This is a genomic window from Nocardia bhagyanarayanae, from assembly GCF_006716565.1.
Taxonomy (GTDB): Bacteria; Actinomycetota; Actinomycetes; order Mycobacteriales; family Mycobacteriaceae; genus Nocardia; species Nocardia bhagyanarayanae.
This window is the reverse complement of sequence record NZ_VFPG01000001.1, coordinates 778,100-796,235: the sequence shown is the minus strand read 5'-3', so window position 1 is coordinate 796,235 and position 18,136 is coordinate 778,100. Positions and strand designations below refer to the sequence as shown.

General features: G+C 68.9%; 18 protein-coding genes. 13 read left to right on the top strand and 5 right to left on the bottom strand.

Annotation, left to right across the window (positions count from 1 at the left end; all coding sequences use genetic code 11):
- Positions 1–22: 22 nt before the first annotated feature.
- A complete protein-coding gene (locus FB390_RS02965) occupies positions 23–982 on the bottom strand; it encodes a M23 family metallopeptidase (protein WP_141807559.1) in 960 nt (319 codons plus the stop codon).
- 128 nt (positions 983–1,110) lie between these two features.
- Between FB390_RS02965 and FB390_RS02960 the strand changes: the two genes are divergently transcribed.
- The 6 genes from FB390_RS02960 to FB390_RS02935 all read left to right on the top strand — a co-directional run bounded on the left by FB390_RS02960 (position 1,111) and on the right by FB390_RS02935 (position 7,008).
- On the top strand, positions 1,111–2,280 hold the full coding sequence (locus FB390_RS02960) for a pyridoxal phosphate-dependent aminotransferase (protein WP_185756928.1): 1,170 nt from the start codon (positions 1,111–1,113) through the stop codon (positions 2,278–2,280).
- 129 nt (positions 2,281–2,409) lie between these two features.
- Positions 2,410–3,048, top strand: coding sequence for a TetR/AcrR family transcriptional regulator (locus FB390_RS02955; RefSeq protein WP_141807557.1), 639 nt, complete (start codon positions 2,410–2,412; stop codon positions 3,046–3,048).
- A 6-nt stretch (positions 3,049–3,054) separates the two neighbouring features.
- Positions 3,055–4,476, top strand: coding sequence for an adenylosuccinate lyase (gene purB / locus FB390_RS02950; RefSeq protein WP_141807556.1), 1,422 nt, complete (start codon positions 3,055–3,057; stop codon positions 4,474–4,476).
- 253 nt (positions 4,477–4,729) lie between these two features.
- Complete coding sequence (locus FB390_RS02945; RefSeq protein WP_141807555.1) at positions 4,730–5,266, top strand: hypothetical protein; 537 nt, start codon at positions 4,730–4,732, stop codon at positions 5,264–5,266.
- A 212-nt stretch (positions 5,267–5,478) separates the two neighbouring features.
- Positions 5,479–5,913, top strand: a complete 435-nt coding sequence (locus FB390_RS02940) for an HIT family protein (protein WP_141807554.1) — start codon at positions 5,479–5,481, stop codon at positions 5,911–5,913.
- A gap of 135 nt (positions 5,914–6,048) precedes the next feature.
- Positions 6,049–7,008, top strand: a complete 960-nt coding sequence (locus FB390_RS02935) for an alpha/beta hydrolase (protein ID WP_141807553.1) — start codon at positions 6,049–6,051, stop codon at positions 7,006–7,008.
- A gap of 15 nt (positions 7,009–7,023) precedes the next feature.
- Here FB390_RS02935 and FB390_RS02930 read toward each other — a convergent pair whose 3' ends face one another.
- Positions 7,024–8,112 carry an alkene reductase gene (locus FB390_RS02930; RefSeq protein ID WP_141807552.1) on the bottom strand — a complete coding sequence of 363 codons (1,089 nt, stop codon included), beginning with the start codon at positions 8,110–8,112 and terminating at the stop codon, positions 7,024–7,026.
- Positions 8,113–8,166: 54 nt separating this feature from the next.
- On the opposite strand from FB390_RS02930, the gene FB390_RS02925 reads away from it, so the two are divergent.
- The 3 genes from FB390_RS02925 to FB390_RS02915 all read left to right on the top strand — a co-directional run bounded on the left by FB390_RS02925 (position 8,167) and on the right by FB390_RS02915 (position 11,580).
- Positions 8,167–8,574: a MerR family transcriptional regulator gene (locus tag FB390_RS02925; protein WP_141807551.1), complete on the top strand. Its 408-nt coding sequence runs from the start codon at positions 8,167–8,169 to the stop codon at positions 8,572–8,574.
- 10 nt (positions 8,575–8,584) lie between these two features.
- Positions 8,585–10,735, top strand: a complete 2,151-nt coding sequence (locus FB390_RS02920; protein ID WP_141807550.1) for a S9 family peptidase — start codon at positions 8,585–8,587, stop codon at positions 10,733–10,735.
- 143 nt (positions 10,736–10,878) lie between these two features.
- Complete coding sequence (locus tag FB390_RS02915) at positions 10,879–11,580, top strand: DUF2334 domain-containing protein (RefSeq protein WP_141807549.1); 702 nt, start codon at positions 10,879–10,881, stop codon at positions 11,578–11,580.
- 87 nt (positions 11,581–11,667) lie between these two features.
- On the opposite strand, the gene gad is transcribed toward FB390_RS02915, so the two are convergent.
- Positions 11,668–13,068 (bottom strand): glutamate decarboxylase, encoded by a 1,401-nt coding sequence (gad, locus tag FB390_RS02910; RefSeq protein WP_141807548.1) that lies wholly within the window; start codon positions 13,066–13,068, stop codon positions 11,668–11,670.
- Positions 13,069–13,363: 295 nt separating this feature from the next.
- On the opposite strand from gad, the gene FB390_RS02905 reads away from it, so the two are divergent.
- The gene (locus tag FB390_RS02905; RefSeq protein ID WP_141807547.1) at positions 13,364–14,725 is read left to right on the top strand and encodes a dipeptidase; all 1,362 of its coding nucleotides are present in this window, start codon (positions 13,364–13,366) and stop codon (positions 14,723–14,725) included.
- A gap of 52 nt (positions 14,726–14,777) precedes the next feature.
- Here FB390_RS02905 and FB390_RS02900 read toward each other — a convergent pair whose 3' ends face one another.
- A complete protein-coding gene (locus tag FB390_RS02900) occupies positions 14,778–15,422 on the bottom strand; it encodes an MBL fold metallo-hydrolase (RefSeq protein ID WP_141807546.1) in 645 nt (214 codons plus the stop codon).
- 111 nt (positions 15,423–15,533) lie between these two features.
- Here FB390_RS02900 and purS point away from each other — a divergent pair, with 111 nt between their 5' ends.
- Complete coding sequence (purS, locus tag FB390_RS02895; RefSeq protein WP_067791321.1) at positions 15,534–15,770, top strand: phosphoribosylformylglycinamidine synthase subunit PurS; 237 nt, start codon at positions 15,534–15,536, stop codon at positions 15,768–15,770.
- A complete protein-coding gene (gene purQ / locus FB390_RS02890; RefSeq protein WP_067791323.1) occupies positions 15,767–16,444 on the top strand; it encodes a phosphoribosylformylglycinamidine synthase subunit PurQ in 678 nt (225 codons plus the stop codon). The genes purS and purQ overlap by 4 nt, the downstream gene beginning before the upstream one ends.
- 81 nt (positions 16,445–16,525) lie before the next feature.
- On the opposite strand, the gene FB390_RS02885 is transcribed toward purQ, so the two are convergent.
- Positions 16,526–17,602, bottom strand: coding sequence for a substrate-binding domain-containing protein (locus FB390_RS02885; RefSeq protein ID WP_141807545.1), 1,077 nt, complete (start codon positions 17,600–17,602; stop codon positions 16,526–16,528).
- 53 nt (positions 17,603–17,655) lie between these two features.
- Here FB390_RS02885 and FB390_RS02880 point away from each other — a divergent pair, with 53 nt between their 5' ends.
- The gene (locus FB390_RS02880; RefSeq protein WP_141807544.1) at positions 17,656–18,081 is read left to right on the top strand and encodes a MarR family winged helix-turn-helix transcriptional regulator; all 426 of its coding nucleotides are present in this window, start codon (positions 17,656–17,658) and stop codon (positions 18,079–18,081) included.
- Positions 18,082–18,136: the final 55 nt, after the last annotated feature.

Genomic DNA, 18,136 nt, shown 5'->3' with positions numbered 1-18,136 from the left:
GCCGACCATTCTGGATGCAGCATCAGAAGGTCAGCCCGTGGAGGGCGAGCCAGGCGCGCGGGTCGACGTGGCGACCGCCCACGATCACCTCGAAGTGCAGGTGCGGGCCGGTCGAGTCGCCGCGGTTGCCCATGCGGGCGATCTGCATGCCCGCCGGGACGCGTTCGCCGACGGAGACGAAGAAGTCGTACATGTGCCCGTAGACGGTGATCGAGCCGTCGTCGTGACGAATGCGCACCCACAGGCCGAAACCCTGGGCGGGGCCCGCGTCGATCACGGTGCCGTTGGCGACGGCGTAGATCGGGGTGCCGATGGGGGCGGCGATGTCGATGCCGTTGTGGAAAGTTCCCCAGCGCGAACCGAATCCGGAGGTGAAGGTGCCGCGGGTCGGCAGGACGAAACCGCCGACTCCGGGCAGGACCGAGCCGGGCGGCAGCGGTGCGGTGCCGCCCATCCAGGGTTGCCATTCGCCCGCGGCGGCCGCGGCGGCTTCGGCCTTGGCCCGCTCCAGCGTCGCTCGCGCCGCGGCGGCGACCACGGCCTGTTCGCGGCGCCGCTCGCCGCTCGCGATGGCGTTGAGGTAGCGGCGCACCGAGGGCGGGGTCGACTGCATTTCCTGCGGATGGGCGAAGAACACCCGCATGGCCTCGTCCGGGCCCGGGTCGCGGTGGCTGACGCCCCAGTCGAACGGTGCGTCGGCCCCGGCGAGGAGCAGCGTCGCGGCCAGCCCGGCGATCAGCACCCGGTGCTTGCGCAGCAGCGCCCGGTAGTCCTGCCGCTTCTGTTCCGTCCACAGTTCTCGCAGGTCCGGCCGGGGGCGGCGGCGTAGTTCGGCGAACTCGGCGCGGGCGCGGCGCAGCAGGCGGCGTGGGTCGCGGTCGGACCGTTCCCGCACCTTGGCACGCCAATCCGGCGGAATGACGCCGATGCCACCCACTCCGCGTACCCGATCGAGCCCCGCGCGGCGAGCCTTCTCAAGCATTACGCCGACCTTAGCCGTGCGCGCCGGGCGGAAGGGCGGATGTGGGCAGGTGTCGGCCGAGAAAGCTCTTCGACGAAAGCCGAGCGTTGGCGACCTGCCGCCGGGCCCGAGGGTCTACCGTCTGTCGGGTGTCAGGAGAATCTCGCCGGTCGACCATTCCACCTTTCTACGTGATGGATGTCTGGAAAGCCGCCGCGGAGCGCGCCCGAACCCACGGCGACGTGCTCGTGCTCGCGGCCGGTCAGCCCTCGACGCCCGCTCCCGCTCCGGTGCTGCGCGCTACCAAAGCCGCGATCGACGCCGAATTGCTCGGTTACACGGAGACTTTCGGCATTCTGCAGCTGCGCGAGGCGATCGCCGAGCACCACACGGACACCTACGGCTACCGCGTGGATCCCGACGAGGTGGTGGTGACGACGGGGTCGTCCGGCGCGTTCACCCTGATCTTCCTCGCCGCCTTCGACGCGGGCGACACCGTCGTGGTGGCCCGGCCCGGTTACCCGGCCTACCGCAACACGCTCACCGCGCTGGGTTGCCAGGTGGTGGAATTGGATTGCGGTCCCGAGACCCGCTTCCAGCCGACCGTCGCCATGCTCGAAGCGCTGCCCGAGCCGCCCGCCGGTCTGGTGGTCGCCAGCCCGGCCAACCCCACCGGCACCATGATCACCCCGGCCGAGCTGGCCGCACTCGCCCGCTGGTGCGACACGCACGGGACATTGCTGATCTCCGATGAGATCTATCACGGCATCACCTACGAGACGCCGGGCTCGGCGGCGCAGACGTCCTCCGCGTGGGAGACCTCCCGCGAATCGGTGGTTATCGGCTCGGTGTCCAAGTACTTCTCGATGACCGGCTGGCGGCTCGGCTGGATGCTCGCGCCGAGCAGGCTGCGGCCCGCGCTGCAGCGACTGGCCTCCAACATGACGGTGTGTCCTCCCGCCGTCTCCCAGTACGCGGCGCTGCACGCCTTCGGCGCCGAGGCCAAGACCGAGCTCGACGGCCACGTCCAGCGTTACGCGGTGAACCGGCGACTGCTGCTGGACGGCCTGCCGAGGCTGGGCATCACCGATCTCGCCCCCGCCGACGGCGCGTTCTACGCCTACGCCGACATCGGCCATCTGACCGACGATTCGCGCAAGTGGTGTGCCGAAGTGCTCGAGCACACCGGGGTGGCACTGGCGCCCGGCATCGATTTCGACACCGTGGCCGGACACCGCACGGTTCGCTTCTCGTTTGCCGGCGCCACCGCGGATATCGAGGCGGCGCTGCTGCGACTCGGCTACTATCTGGGCGCCTGAACCTCAAGTCCGCCAACAAGTTTCCACAGTTCGGCACCGGGAACGCCCAGATGAGGTAAAACAACGATTGCTGGCTTTCGACTCTCGATTTCGCACGGATGAACTGATGACGACTGGCACGATGGCACGGTGATAACCGCGACGACCCCGAAAGGCGAACGGCGTCGCCAGGCTCTGGTAGCGGCCGCCGCCGAGTTGTTACTCGAAGGCGGATTCGATGCGGTGCGGCATCGCTCGGTTGCCACGCGCGCGGATCTACCGCTCGCCTCGACCACGTACTACTTCGAGTCCCTGGAAGACCTGATCGCCCGCGCGGTCGAGTTCAGTGGGAACGCGGAGCTGGACGCGATGCGCCGCAGGGTCGGCGAGGTGAGTCACCGCCGCCGCGGCGCCGAGGCGACCGTCGACCTGGTGCTCGACCTGTTGGTCGGCGCCGACGGGCCCGACGAGGGCGCGCGTGGTCAGCTGATCGCCCGCTACGAGCGTTCGGTGGCCTCGGCGCGACACCCCGAGCTACGCGAGGTCCAGCTACGGCTGCGCGCCCAGCTCGACGAGCTGCTCGCCGACGTGCTGCGGCGCTCGGACCGGATGGTGCGGCCCGAACAGCTACGCAGGTTGGTCGCGGTGGTGGACGGCGCGGTGGTCGCGGCGCTGAGCGAAAGCAACCCGGAACCCCGGCGGATGGCGCGCGGCGCGCTGCTCGAGGTGATCGATATCGTCGCCCCGGCGACGCCGCAGCAAGCGGACAGGTTCCGAGCACTAGACTGACCAGACGTGAGTCTCGTCCCGAATGTCCTCGCCACCCGTTACGCCAGTCCCGAACTGGTGCACCTGTGGTCGCCGGAGCACAAGATCGTGCTGGAACGGCGGCTGTGGCTGGAGGTGCTGCGGGCACAGTCGGAGCTCGGCATCGACATCCCGGCCGGCGTCATCGCCGACTACGAGCGGGTGATCGACCACGTCGACCTCGCCTCCATCGCCGAGCGCGAGCGGGTCACCCGCCACGACGTGAAGGCGCGCATCGAGGAATTCAACGCGCTGGCCGGGCACGAGCACGTGCACAAGGGCATGACCAGCCGCGACCTCACCGAGAACGTCGAGCAGCTGCAGATCCGGCTCTCGCTCGAGCACGTGCACGCGCACGGCGTCGCCATCGCGGCGCGGCTCGCCGAGCGGGCTGCCGAGTACCAGACGCTGGTGATGGCGGGCCGCTCGCACAACGTGGCGGCGCAGGCCACCACGCTCGGCAAGCGTTTCGCCTCGGCCGCCGACGAGCTGCTGATCGCGCTGACCCGGCTGCGCGAGCTGATCGACCGCTACCCGCTGCGCGGCATCAAAGGACCGATGGGCACCGCGCAGGACATGCTCGACCTGCTCGGCGGTGACCCGGCCAAGCTGGCCACCCTGGAGCAGCAGGTCGCCAGGCATCTCGGGTTCGCGACGGTGTTCACCAGCGTCGGCCAGGTGTATCCGCGCTCGCTGGATCACGACGTGCTCTCCGCGCTGGTGCAGGTGGGCGCGGGCCCGTCCTCGTTCGCGCACACCATTCGCCTGATGGCGGGACACGAGCTGGTCACCGAAGGCTTCCAGCCCGGGCAGGTGGGCAGCTCGGCCATGCCGCACAAGATGAACACCCGCTCCTGCGAGCGCGTCAACGGACTGCAGGTGGTGCTGCGCGGGTACGCCTCGATGGCCGCCGAGCTGTCGGGCGCGCAGTGGAACGAAGGCGACGTGTTCTGTTCCGTGGTGCGCCGGGTCGCGCTGCCGGACGCGTTCTTCGCCATCGACGGCATGATGGAAACGTTCCTCACCGTGCTCGCCGAATTCGGCGCCTACCCGGCCGTCGTCTCCCGCGAGCTGGACCGCTACCTGCCGTTCCTCGCCACCACCCGCATCCTGATGGCGGCGGTGCGCGCGGGCGTCGGCCGGGAGACCGCGCACGAGGTCATCAAGGAGCACGCCGTCGCCGTCGCCCTCGCCATGCGCGAACAGGGCCGCGAGCCCGACCTGCTCGACCGTCTCGCCGCCGACCACCGCCTCCCACTGGACCGCCCGGCGCTCGACACCGCCCTCGCCGACAAGTCCGCCTTCATCGGCGCCGCGGGCGCCCAGACCGCCGACGTCATCGCCCAGGTCCAAAAACTCGTCGACACCTACCCCGAAGCCGCCCGCTACACCCCGTCGCCGATCCTTTAGCGGCGCAGACGCGTAACCCGGCTGCCCACCGTCCGGAGAGGAGCCGGATTTACGCGGAACGCAGATGCTGGTCGTCCGGCCAGGACCTGCGCCCACTTCCCCCTGCTAGTGCCGAGGGCTGGAGCGAGTGTAGGCGTGGCCAGAACGCGGCGGCGACTGATTTGACCGGAACCCGTTCTCGCTCGGCAACTTCGAACCGAGCCGCTCGGCATATTCGCCTGCCTGTTCGATAGCCGAACGGTATCGTCCATCGGTGCCTATTCACGCCTTCGTCGACGAATCGGTTCGCCGAGATCGATATCTGCTGTGTGCTGCGCTGATTCGATGTGATCAGCTGGCCGGAGCACGCGGTCTCGGCCGAGGATTCCTGCTGCCAGGCCAGCGGCGGTGGCACTTCAACCATGAGCCGGACCAGCGGCGACGCCAGATCTTGACGGCCATGGCGCGATTCCCAGGTGTCGAAGTATCGATCTACGAAGGCAGAGGCGCCGAGGTGCCCACCCGCCGTGAATGTCTGGCGGCCTTGGTGTCCGATCTGATCGTCGCCAATGCCGGTCGACTGGTCATCGAGTCACGTGAGAGCCAAGATCACCGTGACCGGCACTGCATCGCCGAAGTTTTGCGCAAAGCGTCGGCCGAGATGCCGTATATCCACGTAGCTCCGCACAGTGAACCTGCGTTGTGGTGGCCCGACGCCGTGGCTTGGGCATTCGGAGCGGGCGGGCGGTGGAAGGAGATCGTGATGCCGCTTGTACGTGTCGTCATCGACGTCGACAAGCGGCCCCAGTAGCGCGAAACCCGACTGCCCACCGTCCGGTGAAGAGTCGGGTCCACTTCCCCCAGCTAGTGCCAGGGGCTGAGAACAGCTTACTGCCTCATTCGACGCATGCAACGCAATTTCATTGATGGGAATCCGCCCGCCTGTCCTCGAGTCGACGCGACGCGTGCTCGAGCCGGAGGCTGCATCGGTTCGACGCGACAGTGGGCCGGTTAAGGTGCGGTGTGGATCCGTACTCGATTTTCGCCGACATCATTGCCGGGCGGGCGCCGGCTTCCAAGGTGTACGAGGACGACGACGTGGTCGCGTTCATGGATATCAGGCCGATGACGCCCGGGCATCTGCTGGTGGTGCCGCGGGTGGCGGCGCGGTGTTTGGCGGAGCTCGATCCGGTGATCGGGGGGAAGCTGTTTCAGGTGGGGCAGCGGCTGGCGGGGGCGCTGCGGGCGAGCGAGGTGGGGTGCGACGGGGTCAATTTCTTTCTCGCCGATGGTGTGACGGCGGGGCAGGAAGTGTTTCACGTGCACCTGCATGTCATTCCGCGCACGCCGGGTGACGGCTTCGGTCTGCGTGGGCGGCCGACCAGCCCGCCGCGTGCCGACTTGGACTATCTCGCCGGATCCATTCGCGGGGCACTGGAGCGCGCCGAAGGTCTGTGACTGGTGGGGCCGGCGTGAAATCCATTACGTACTGGGCAGTTTGCTGTAAAAGAGCCGAGATCTTGAATCCCTTCCGCAACCCCATGGAGTGAGTTACGTTGGAGCCCACTCTCATGCGGTGATGGAGGGCGTGACGTGCGGCGTACCAGAGTTGCTGTTGCAGTGCTTGCCGTCGCGATCGCCGTGCTCGGTCCGCTGGCCGCCACCCGAGCCCCCGCCGCCGCCGCGCAGATCGTGCGGATCGATTCCCTGAGCCCGACCCGTTCCTCGGTGTTCATCGATTCCCCGGCGATGGGCCGAACGGTCCAGGTTCAGGTGCTGCACCCGGCGAGCGGCGGCGCCCGGCCCGCCTACTACCTGCTGGACGGACTCGACCCCGGCGTCGGCCAGAGCACGTGGACCAACGCGACCGACGCCGAGGAGTTCTTCCGGAGCAAGAACGTCAATGTGGTGCTCCCCGTTGGCGGCCAGGCCAGCTACTACACGGACTGGCAGCAAGACGACCCGCGCTTCGGCCGCTACAAGTGGGAGACCTTCCTGACCCGAGAGCTGCCGCCGCTGATCGACGAAAACTTCGACGGCAACGGCGTCAACGCGATCGGCGGACTTTCCATGGGCGGCACGGCCGCGTTCGTCCTGGCCGCGCGCAACCCCCACCTGTACAAGGCGATCGCGGGCTACAGTGCCTGCCCGGACACCGGCTTGGCCACGGGCGGCGTGATGTTCTCGATCGCCAACCGTGGCGGCAACCCGATCAATATGTGGGGTGCGCCGGGCACCGACGCCTGGGCCGAGCACGACCCCTCGTTGCTGGCGGAACGCTTGCGCGGCAAGACGATCTACCTGTCCACCGGCACCGGCGTGCCCGGCCCGCACGAGGCGGAGATCAAACCGCAGCTAGCGGAGAACATCTTCCTCGGCGGCCCGGTCGAGGTGGGCATCAACACCTGCGTGATCGCCTTCGAGCGGCGCCTGCGCAGCCTGGCCATTCCGGCCCGCATCGATTACAGCCCGGTCGGCACCCACTCCTGGTCCTACTGGCAGGACACACTGCACGCCTCGTGGCCCACCATCGGCTCGGCCATCGGCGCCTGACCCGGCGCGGCACACCTACCCCCGGGACAACGCGCTCTCCGACCAAGCCGGATAGTCGGTGTAGCCCTTCGCATCTCGGCCGTACAGCACGTCCTCGCGAATCGAGTTCAGCGGCAGATCGCGCGCGATCCGTTCCACCAGATCGGGATTGGCGATGAACGCTCGCCCGAACGAGACGAGATCGGCGGTGCCCGATCGCAATACGGCTTCGGCCCCCGCGGCGGTGGTCGGCTCGCGGTTCTCGCCGATGTTCGCGATCAGCGTGCCGCGCCAGCGCGGACGCAGATCGGTCAGCGCAGGATAGTCGTCGTTGTCGGTGAGGTGCAGGTAGGCCAGCTCGCGTCGATCCAGTTCCGACACCAGCTTTCGGTACAGCGGCGCGGGATCGGCCTCGTACATGTTGAACTGCGGATTGCCCGGCGAGAGGCGGATGGCGGTGCGCCGCGATCCGATCGCCTCGGCCACCGCGTCCACGATGGCCAGCGGCGCCCGCATCCGGTTGTCGATCGAACCGCCGTATTCGTCCGTGCGCAGGTTGGTGTTGTCGGCGAGGAACTGGTGCACGAGATAGCTGTTGGCCCCGTGGATTTCGACGCCATCGAAGCCCGCGGCCATCGCATTGCTGGCGGCCGTGGCGTACTGGCCGATCACCGCCGTGATGTCGGCGCGACTCAGCTCGCGCGGCGTGATCGGGTCGGCCTTGCCGCCCTCGATCAGATGCACGCGATCGGGATCGACCACCGCGGAAGGGCCGGCGGGCCAGGTTCCGTCGATGCGGCCGAGCGGATGGTTCTTGCGGCCGCCGTGCATCAGCTGCGCGAAGATCCGCCCGCCCTTCGCGTGCACCGCTTCCGTGACCCGCCGCCAAGCGGTGACGTGGGCTTCGGTTTGCAAGCCGGGCACCCAAGCCTCGCTCTGGCCGGTCGAGTGCGGCCAGATGCCCTCGGTGATGATCAGTCCGGCGGTGGCGCGCTGCGCGTAGTAGTCGACGACGTCGGCGGTGGGGGAGCCGTCCGGCACCGAACGCAGGCGGGTCATCGGGGACATGACGATCCGGTTCGGGAGGGCCAGTTCGTGGTCGCGGTAGGGCGTCAAGAGTTCCATGAGGCGTACGCTAGAAGCTGACATCAATGTCAGGTCAAGGGCTCGAGGAGTGACGTGCGCATCGGTGAACTGTCCGAGCGAACCGGCGTGAGCGTCCGGTCGCTGCGGTACTACGAGGACAAGGGCATGCTGGCCGCCGCCCGCAGCTCCGGCGGGCAGCGCGAATATCCGGAGGCGGCCGTCGAGCGGGTGCGGCGGATCCAGGAGATGTTCGCGGCCGGACTGACCAGCGACACCATCGCCGAACTGCTGCCGTGCATCCACGACACCGACGGCTCACCCAACGCCGAGGCCACCCCGTTCCTTGTGGAGAAGCTGACCGAGGAACGGGCCAGGATCGACCGCGCGCTGCGTGATCTGCACCGCACCTGCGAGGTGCTCGACGGCGTCATCCGCGCGGCGGGCGGCGAGGCGCCGCCCGCGGAGTTCCGACGCGCGGGGGATTCGACGGCCCGCAAGTAGGGTGGACCGCATGTCTGTCGAAAGTGCGGTGGCGGCCCCGATCGCCAAGACGGTGCCCACCGAGCGGGTCCACCACGGCGACGTCTTCGTCGACGAGTACGAGTGGCTGCGGGACAAAGAAGATCCCGAGGTCATCTCCCACCTCCAGGCGGAGAACGCCTACACCGAAGCGCAGACCGCGCACCTGCAGGGCCTGCGCGAGAAGATCTTCGAGGAGATCAAGTCGCGCACCCAGGAGACCGACCTCTCGGTGCCGACCCGCATGGGCGAGTTCTGGTACTACTCGCGCAGCTACGAGGGCAAGCAGTACGGCGTGCACTGCCGCTGCCCGATCGACGCGCAGGCCGAGGGCATCGACGCGTGGACTCCGCCGCGACTCGAGGTCGACAGCGAGATCCCCGGCGAACAGGTGCTGCTGGACAGCAACGAGCTGGCCGCGGGCCACGCCTACTTCGCCCTCGGCGCGTTCTCGGTGAGCCACGACGGCAACCTGCTGGCCTACTCGGTCGACACCGTCGGCGACGAGCGCTACACCCTGCGCTTCAAGGACCTGCGCACCGGCGAACCGCTCGCCGACGAGATCGCGGGCACCGCGCCGGGCGCGACCTGGTCGCTGGACGGCAGCCACGTCTTCTATCAGACGGTCGACGAGTCCTGGCGCCCCGACACCGTGTGGCGGCATCGGCTAGGCGCCGAAACCGCGGCCGACGTGAAGGTCTTCCACGAGCCCGACGAGCGCTACTGGGTGAGCATCGGCTCCACCCGCTCGGAGAAATACCTGATGATCTGGGTCGGCTCCAAGATCACCACCGAGGGCTGGGTGCTGGAATCCGACGATCCCGAGGGCGATTTCCGGATCATCATGCCGCGGCGCGAAGGCGTCGAATACTCGGCCGAGCACGCCGTGATCGGCGGCGAGGATCGCTTCCTCATCCTGCACAACGACGTCGTGGACGGGGTGAAGGCGGAGAACTTCGTGCTCGCCGAGGCGCCGGTCGCCGACCCGTCGAACCTGACGCTGCTCATCGGCCACCGCGACGACGTGCGGCTCGAGGACGTCGACGCGTTCGCCGACCACCTGGTGCTCAGCTACCGCCGCGAGGCGCTGACCAGGGTCGCGGTCTGGCCGCTCACCGAGTCCGGCTATGGCGAGCGGCGCGAACTCGAGTTCGATCTCGAGCTCTTCGCGGTCGGCTCCGGCGCAAACCCGGAGTGGACGCAGCCGACTCTGCGCATCGGCCTGACCTCGTTCATCACCCCGATGCAGGTGTTCGACTACGTGCCCGCCACCGGCGCGCTGCTGCTGCGCAAGGAGCAGCCGGTGCTCGGCGGCTACGACGCGAACGACTACGAGCAACAACGGGATTGGGCGATCGCCGAGGACGGCACGCGGATCCCGATCTCGCTGGTGTGGAAGAAGGGCGCGGTGGCCGAGGGCGAGCCGAAGCCGCTGCTGCTCTACGGCTACGGCTCCTACGAGGCCAGCATGGATCCGTCCTTCTCGGTCGCGCGGCTGTCGCTGCTCGATCGCGGCATGGTGTTCGCGGTCGCGCACGTGCGCGGCGGCGGCGAGATGGGCAGGCTCTGGTATGAGAACGGCAAGACGCTCACCAAGAAGAACACCTTCACCGACTTCGTGGCCTGCGCGCGGCACCTGATCGACACCGGAAGGACCGCGCCCGATCGGCTGGTCGCCGACGGCGGCAGCGCGGGCGGCCTGCTGATGGGCGCCGTGGCGAACCTGGCGCCGGAGCTGTTCCGGGGCATTCTCGCCAACGTGCCGTTCGTCGACCCGCTGACCTCGATCCTGGACCCGTCGCTGCCGCTCACCGTCATCGAGTGGGACGAGTGGGGTAATCCCTTGGCGGACAAGGACGTCTACGAGTACATGAAGTCCTACTCGCCGTACGAGAACATCGAGGCCAAGGACTATCCGGCGATCCTCGCCGTCACCAGCCTGAACGACACCAGGGTGCTCTACGTGGAGCCCGCCAAGTGGGTCGCCAAGCTGCGCGCGACCAAGACCGGTGACGCGCCGCTGCTGCTCAAGACGGAGATGAGCGCGGGCCACGGTGGCGTCAGCGGCCGGTACGAGAAGTGGAAGGAAGTGGCCTTCGAGCACGCCTGGGTGCTCGACACGGTCGGCCTGGCCGACGAGTAGGCGCACCTCCGGCGGTACGCGGGCAGCGACAACAGGACGGGACCGCCGGCGGGCGTGGCTGGTCGCCGACGGTGCTTCGGTTGTTCGTCCTCTGGTCATGCGCGCTGCACATCGACGACACCTGCGTCGGGCACCGTTGGTTCATGAACGCTGAGCTGATCGTGTCCGTGTCGGGTATTCGGGACACCACTCGAGACGCCGCGATCGAATTCGCCGCCGAGATGGATCGTCGCGACGTGCGGTTGTCGCTGCTGGTGGCGCCGCGGTTGAAGGGCAAGTACCGGCTGGTCGACGACCTCGCGACGCAGGCGTGGCTGCGCGGCAGGCGGGCCCGCGGCGACGCCATCGTGCTGCACGGCTACGACCAGGCGGCGACCAAGCGGCGCAGGGCCGAGTTCGCGACGCTGCCCAAGCACGAGGCCAAGCTGCGGCTCACCGCGGCCGACCGGGTGCTGGAGCAGGTCGAACTGCGCACCCGGCTGTTCGCCGCGCCGCGCTGGGACGCTTCGGCGGGCGCCATCGCCGCACTGCCCGAGACGGGTTTCCGGCTGGCGCTCGGGCTCACCTCGATCCTCGATCTGGAACGCAACGCGGCGCAGAAGTCGCGCGTCTACGGCATCGGCGAGGGTTTCCGCGCCGAGCCGTGGTGGTGCCGCGCCTTGGTGATGGGCGCGGCGCGGACCGCGCGGCGCGGCGGCGTGCTGCGCTTGGCCGTCTCCGCGGCGCAGTTGCAGCGTTCGGGTCCGCGCCAGGCGATGCTGGACGCGGTGGACCTGGCGCTGTTCCACGGCGCGGTCAGTGATGTGTACCGGTGGGAGCCGTTCGACCTGGTGCGCGCGGCCTGACGGTCGCGGGCCGAGGTACGCCCGCCGCCGGGAATGGCGATCGATGGTGGCGGGCGTACCTCAGTCCGGTGTTCGTCGGACGGAGCTCTATTTCCCGTGCGGGTTCTTCGCGGCGGGCACCTTCGGCGTCGCGTTGTGGGTGAAGCCGCCCGCATCCGCCCTGGTCAGCGACACCGTCAGCGGGTGGTCGGCCAGTTGCCGCACGCTGCGTTCGATGTCGGCGAGCAGCAGGTCGACCATGTCGTGGGTGAAACCGTGCCGGATCACCGCGCGCATGACCGTCTCCGATCCGCGGTCGGGCGGCAGCGGGTACGCGGCGATGAGCCAGCCGCGGGTGCGCAGCCGATCGGAGAGGTCGTAGAGGTTGAAGCCGGGCGAGTCGGTGAGCCGCCAGCACACGGCGGCGATGCCGCGATCCGGGTCGCCGTCGTGGATCAACTCGAACCCGTCGAACTTCGTCAACCCGGCCGCCAAGTGCCCGGCGACCCGGTAGATCGCCTCCTGCAACCGCGTGTAGCCGAGCCTGCCGAGCCGGATGAAGTCGTAGTACTGCGTGATCACCTGCCCGCCCGGCCGGGAGAAGTTCAGGTTGAACGTGGCCATGCTGCCGCCGAGGTAGTCGACGTCGAAGATCAGCTCCGCGGGCAGATCGTCGGCCGTGCGCCAAACCGCCCAGCCCGCGCCGAGCGGGGCCAGACCGGTCTTGTGGCCGGAGGAGTTGATCGATTTCACCCGTTCCAGGCGGAAGTCCCACACCACGTCGGGGGCGGTGAACGGGGCGAGGAAACCGCCGCTCGCCGCGTCCACGTGCAGCGGGATGTCCAGGCCCTTCGAGGACTGGAGATCGTCGAGCGCACCCGCGATGCCCGCGACGTCCTCGAACAGTCCCGTGTAGGTCTGGCCGAAATTGGCGACCACCATGATGGTGTTCTCGTCGCAGTGCGCGGCGACGTCGTCGGGGTGCATGGTGAGCCGGTCGCCGCGCAACGGCACCTGGCGAATCTCGACGTCGAAATAGCGGGCGAACTTCTCCCAGCAGACCTGCACGGGCCCGCAGACGAAGTTCGGCGCGCCCGAACCGCCGCGCTTGCGCCAGCGGAACTTGGCGGCGAGTCCGCCGAGCATCGCGGCCTCGCTGGACCCGGTGGTCGAGGTGCCATGCGTGGTCGCGGGATCCGGGGCGTGCCAGAGGTCGGCGAGCATCCGCGCGCAGCGGCGCTCCAGCTCCGCGGTCTGCGGGTATTCGTCCTTGTCGACGATGTTCTTGTCCAGCGACTCGTTCATCAGCCTGCGCGCCTGGTCGTCGACCCAGGTGGTGCAGAAGGTGGCGAGGTTCATCCGCGAGACGCCGTCGAGCAGCAGCTCGTCGTGCACGATCTGGTAGGCGACCTGCGGGAGCAGCTCCTTGTCCGGGAAGCGCTCCTTGGGCGCGGGGCGGTCGAGTGCGGGCCGTGCGAACAGATCGTCGAATTCCGGTTCAGCGGGCATCAGGGCCTCCAGCAAGGCTGCTCATCGATTGCCACGGATCGGGTGCGGACCTCATTCTGCAATGCGTCGCTGGTATAGGCGGCCAATTCGCGCCCAGAAGGCGGATGCCGAGCGGCTACCGGCACCGTCAACCGGCATCGTCGCACTCGGCGCGCCCACCCCCGGCAACTGCCCGGTGAACGGCGATCGCGATACGGTGATCGCCGTCGAATCGGCCTGCGCCGTGCGGACCGATTCGGCAGCCACCTCGACGAGGTGCGAATCGACACGACACGATGAAGTGAGGTCGCTGCCAATGACTTCCGACGATCCGCATACCGCCGATCTGCGCTCGCGCGTCGCCGCGCTGATGCCGCAAGCCGAACGCGATCTGGCGCAACTGGTTTCGTTCAAGTCCGTGGCCGACCCGCGGCAGTTCCCGGCCGAGGAGTGCGAGCGCGCCGCGCAGTGGGTGGCCGACGCGTTCGCCGCGGTGGGACTGACCAAGGTCGGGTTGCACGAGACGCCGGACGGCAGCAAGGCCGTCATAGCCTCGCGTCCGGCGCCGCCGGGAGCGCCGACTGTGCTGCTCTACTGCCATTACGACGTGCAGCCGCCGCTGGACGAGGCCGCGTGGCGCACGCCTGCCTGGGAGCTCACCGAGAAGGACGGTCGCTGGTACGGGCGCGGCGCGGCGGACTGCAAGGGCAACATCGTCATGCATCTGACGGCGCTGCGCGCCATCGGATCCGAGCTACCCGTTGGCGTCACGCTGGTCGCCGAGGGCTCGGAGGAGCAGGGGACCGGCGGTCTGGAGAAGTTCGTCGTCGCCAACCCGGACCTGTTGCGCGCCGACGCCATCGTGATCGGCGACTGCGGCAACTTCGCGGCGGGCGTGCCGACCTTCACGGAGACCCTGCGCGGCAACGTGAACGTGCTCGTCACCGTGGAAACCCTTGCGGGGCCGTTGCATTCGGGCATGTTCGGCGGCGCGGCGCCGGACGCGCTCGCCACGCTGATCCAGGTGCTCGCCACGCTGCGCGACGCCGACGGCAACACCACCGTCGCCGGGCTGGACAACCGGCAGAACTGGGACGGCGTGCAATACGATCCCGACCGCTTCCGCAACGACGCGGGCGTGCTCGGCGGCGTCGAGCTCTCCGGCGACGGCACGGTCGCCGAAATGCTCTGGGCCCGACCGGCTCTCACCGTGCTCGGCATCGACGCGCCGCGGGTGGTCGGCTCGACGGCGGCGATCCAGCCCGCCGCTCGCGCCCGCCTGAACCTGCGCATTCCGCCGGGCATCACGCCGGAGCACGCGCACCGCGCCCTCGTCGCCCACCTGGAGGCGAAGACCCCGCTGCACGCGAAGCTCACCATCGAGCTGGAAGGCGAGGGAGCGCCGTTCCGCTCCGCCAGCGGCGGCCCGGCGCGCGCCGCCATGGACGCCGCGCTGGCCGCCTCCTACGGCCGGCCGACCACCACCCAGGGTCAGGGCGGTTCCATCCCGCTGTGCAACGTCTTCGCCGACACCTACCCCGACGCCGAGATCATGCTGATCGGCGTCGAGGAGCCGAAGTGCCTCATCCACGCCCCCAACGAAAGTGTCGATCCCGCCGAAATCCAGCACATGGCCCTGGCGGAGGCCATCTTCCTCACCACCTACGGACGCGACTGAAGGTCACCTTCACCGTGCGTGACGGGCTCGAGGTGACCTTGGGTCGGCAGGGTCAGAATTCGCGCTGGTTCTCCGGTTCGAGCACGGTGAATTCGGTTCCCTCCGGCCCCATTTCGGCGAGCCTGCCGAAGTAGATGCCGCGGGCCTCCTCCTGGATGATGCCGAAGTGGATGGGCAGCGCGGTGCGCGGGGCGACGGCGCGCAGGTAGTCGACCGCCTCGCTGATCCGCATCCACGGCGCGGCGGCGGGGATGGCGAGCACACCGACCTGGACCGGCGGAACCCAGAGCGAGTCGCCGGGGTGCACGAGCTGGGCGGGGTCGTCGGCGGTGCCGAGTTGGAAGACGGTGTTGTCGATCACCGGGATGTCCGGATGGATCACCGCGTGCCTGCCGCCACCGCCGGTGATCTGCAGGTCGCCCAGCCGCAGCACGTTGCCCGCGTGCACGGCCTCCCACCGCCCGCCGCGCTGGGCCGCGGTCTGCGGATCGGACAGCACGCGGGCCTGCGGGTTGGCCTCGAGCAGCGCGTCGATGCGGTTCGGGTCGATGTGGTCGGGGTGCTGGTGGGTGACGGCGATGGCGTCCAGGCCGGTGATGCCCTCGAAGCCGTGCGAGAACGTGCCCGGATCGAAGAGCACCTTCGTGCCGTGCAGCTCGACGAGGATGCAGGAGTGGCCGAAATGGGCTATACGCATTCCGCCATGCTATTGGCAGCGTGTCGATTTTCACCCGACCCCGCAGGTAGCTCGCCCGACCGGAACAACTAGGCTGCTCAGGTAACCCCCACACCACCTGAGGAGCAACGCGTGGCACGAGTCGTGGTCGAGGTGATGCCGAAGGCCGAAATCCTGGATCCGCAGGGGCAGGCCATTGTCGGCGCGCTCCCGCGCCTGGGATTCGCCGGGATCGGTGATGTGCGGCAGGGCAAGCGATTCGAGCTCGAGGTGGACGAGAGCGTCAGCGACGCCGAGCTCGAGCAGATCGCCGAAGGCCTGCTCGCCAACACCGTGATCGAGGAGTGGAAGGTGGTTCGCCTCCCATGACGGCGCGCATCGGGGTCATCACCTTTCCCGGCACGCTCGACGACGTCGACGCCGTGCGCGCGGTGCGTCTCGCGGGCGCCGAGGCGGTCAACCTGTGGCACGCCGACGCCGATCTGAAGCAGGTCGACGCGGTCGTCGTGCCCGGCGGCTTCTCCTACGGCGACTACCTGCGCGCGGGCGCCATCGCCCGGTTCGCGCCGGTGATGGGCAAGGTCGTGCAGGCCGCGGGCCAGGGCATGCCGGTGCTCGGCATCTGCAACGGCTTCCAGGTGCTGTGCGAGGCCGGTCTGCTGCCCGGCGCGCTCACCCGCAACGAGGGCCTGCACTTCATCTGCCGCGACGAGTGGCTGACCGTCGAGTCGGTCTCCACCGCGTGGACGTCACGCTACGAGCCGGGCGCGCAGATCCTGGTCCCGCTGAAGTCCGGTGAGGGCCGCTACCAGGCCTCGGCCGCCGTGCTCGACGAGCTCGAAGGCGAGGGCCGGGTGGTCTTCCGCTACTCGGGCGACAACCCGAACGGCTCGCAGCGCGGCATCGCGGGCATCGCCTCGGCCAACGGCCGGGTGGTCGGTCTCATGCCGCACCCCGAGCACGCCACCGAGCCGCTGACCGGCCCGAGCGACGACGGTCTCGGACTGTTCCTCTCGGTGCTGGACACCCTCGTCTCGGCCTGACACGAAACCGCGGCCCGGGTCGTACCGCGCTCCCGCCTCGGGAGCCGGTCGATCCGGGCCGTTTCGCGTTTCCGGCGCGGCTCACCAGATGCGGTCGATGATGTCGAATTCGACGCCGTCGGCCCGCGCCAGATAGCCGGGCTGGATCGCTTGGTTGCCGACGAATCCCCGTGGCCCACCGGGGGTTTGGAAGTGCACACCGTCGGCGAGCGCGCCTTGCAGGCTAGGCACGTCCAGCGAGCCGACGGTCTCGGCCAACCCGCGCAGCGCGTGGATGGCCTCGTAGGTGGCGTTGCTGAAGGTGGTGAGCGCGGGCGCGAAGCTGCCGTGCATCCTGCGATAGCGGGCCTTGCGGTCCCGGCCGTCGGTGAGTTTCTCGTTCAGGAAGAAGCTGGACGGCACGTAGAGGTTGTGGTTGGCGCCGGCGCCGCCCGCGAGCAGCACGTTCTCGTCGGCGGCCGGGCTGACCCGCACCTGGTCGGCGGCCCGGCCCATGGCGCAGAACTGGCGGTTGAAGCGCGCGACGTCCGCGCCGACCATCAGGATGATGACGCCGTCGGCCCGGTCGAGATCGGGGTGCAGCAGGAACTCGCCGAAGCTGGGCGTGCCGAGCGGGACGAACCGTTCCAGCACGATGGCGTCCGGGTCGATCAGACTGCGCCGCACCGCTTTCGCCGTCTCGCGTGGCCAGATGTAGTCGTTGCCGATGATGGCCCAGCGGCGCACGCCGAGCTCGCTGCCGAGCCAGCGCACCGCGGCGACGGTGTGACCCGCCGGGTGCTCGCCGACCAGCAGCACGCCGGGCAATTCATCGGGCAGGCCCTCGTGACTGACCGCGAACAGATACGGCACACGACCGTCGTTCGCCTTGGCCACCGCTCGCCGCACCGCGGAGGTGTGCCAGCCGGTGATCGCGTGCACCATGCCGGTGGCCAGCAGCGCGGCCACTTCGGTCGCGACCTGCGCGGGCGGCCTGCCGCCATCGATATTCGTGGTACGAATTTCGCGTCCCAGAATTCCTGCGCCCCGGTTGATTTCGGACGCCGCGAGCGAAATGGCGGCGTCGCAGGAAGGCGCGAAGATCCCGCCAGGTCCCTGCATGGGGACTATGTTCAGGATCTCTATCGTGCCGTCTGGGCTCTCGCCGACCGCTGACATTCGGTACTCTTCTTCTGGTTCGAACGAATTCAAAAAGCAGGCGGGGAAAATCAATGACGACCATTCTAAGCGGATATGCCACGCTGCATGGGGCGCTGCGTGCCGCGGAACGACGTTGGCTACGTAACCTCGATGCCGCTTTGTGTGCGAGGCAGCTTTCGCCGGATCAGTGGTCGATGCTGTGCAATCTGTCCAGCGAAAACGGCATCACGATGAGCGAGTTGGCCAACCGCTCGCAATTGGCGCCGTCCTCGGCGACCAGGCACGCCGACTTCCTCGCCGAGCGCGGACTGATCTTCCGGGTGGCCGCGGAGGAGGATCGGCGGCGCATTCTGATCGGGCTGAGCAGGCTGGGGGCCGAGCTGGTCGCGTCGGTGCGCGCCGAGGAGGAGCTCGCGGAGCGTCAGTTGCAGAACAAGATCGGCGCGCGGCGCTATGCCGAGCTGAAGAAGCTGCTGGAGCTGGTCGCCGAGGCGTAGTCCGCGCCGTCGTCCGCCCGGGCAGGGCCGTCGCGGCGGCGGAGAAACGTCAAGG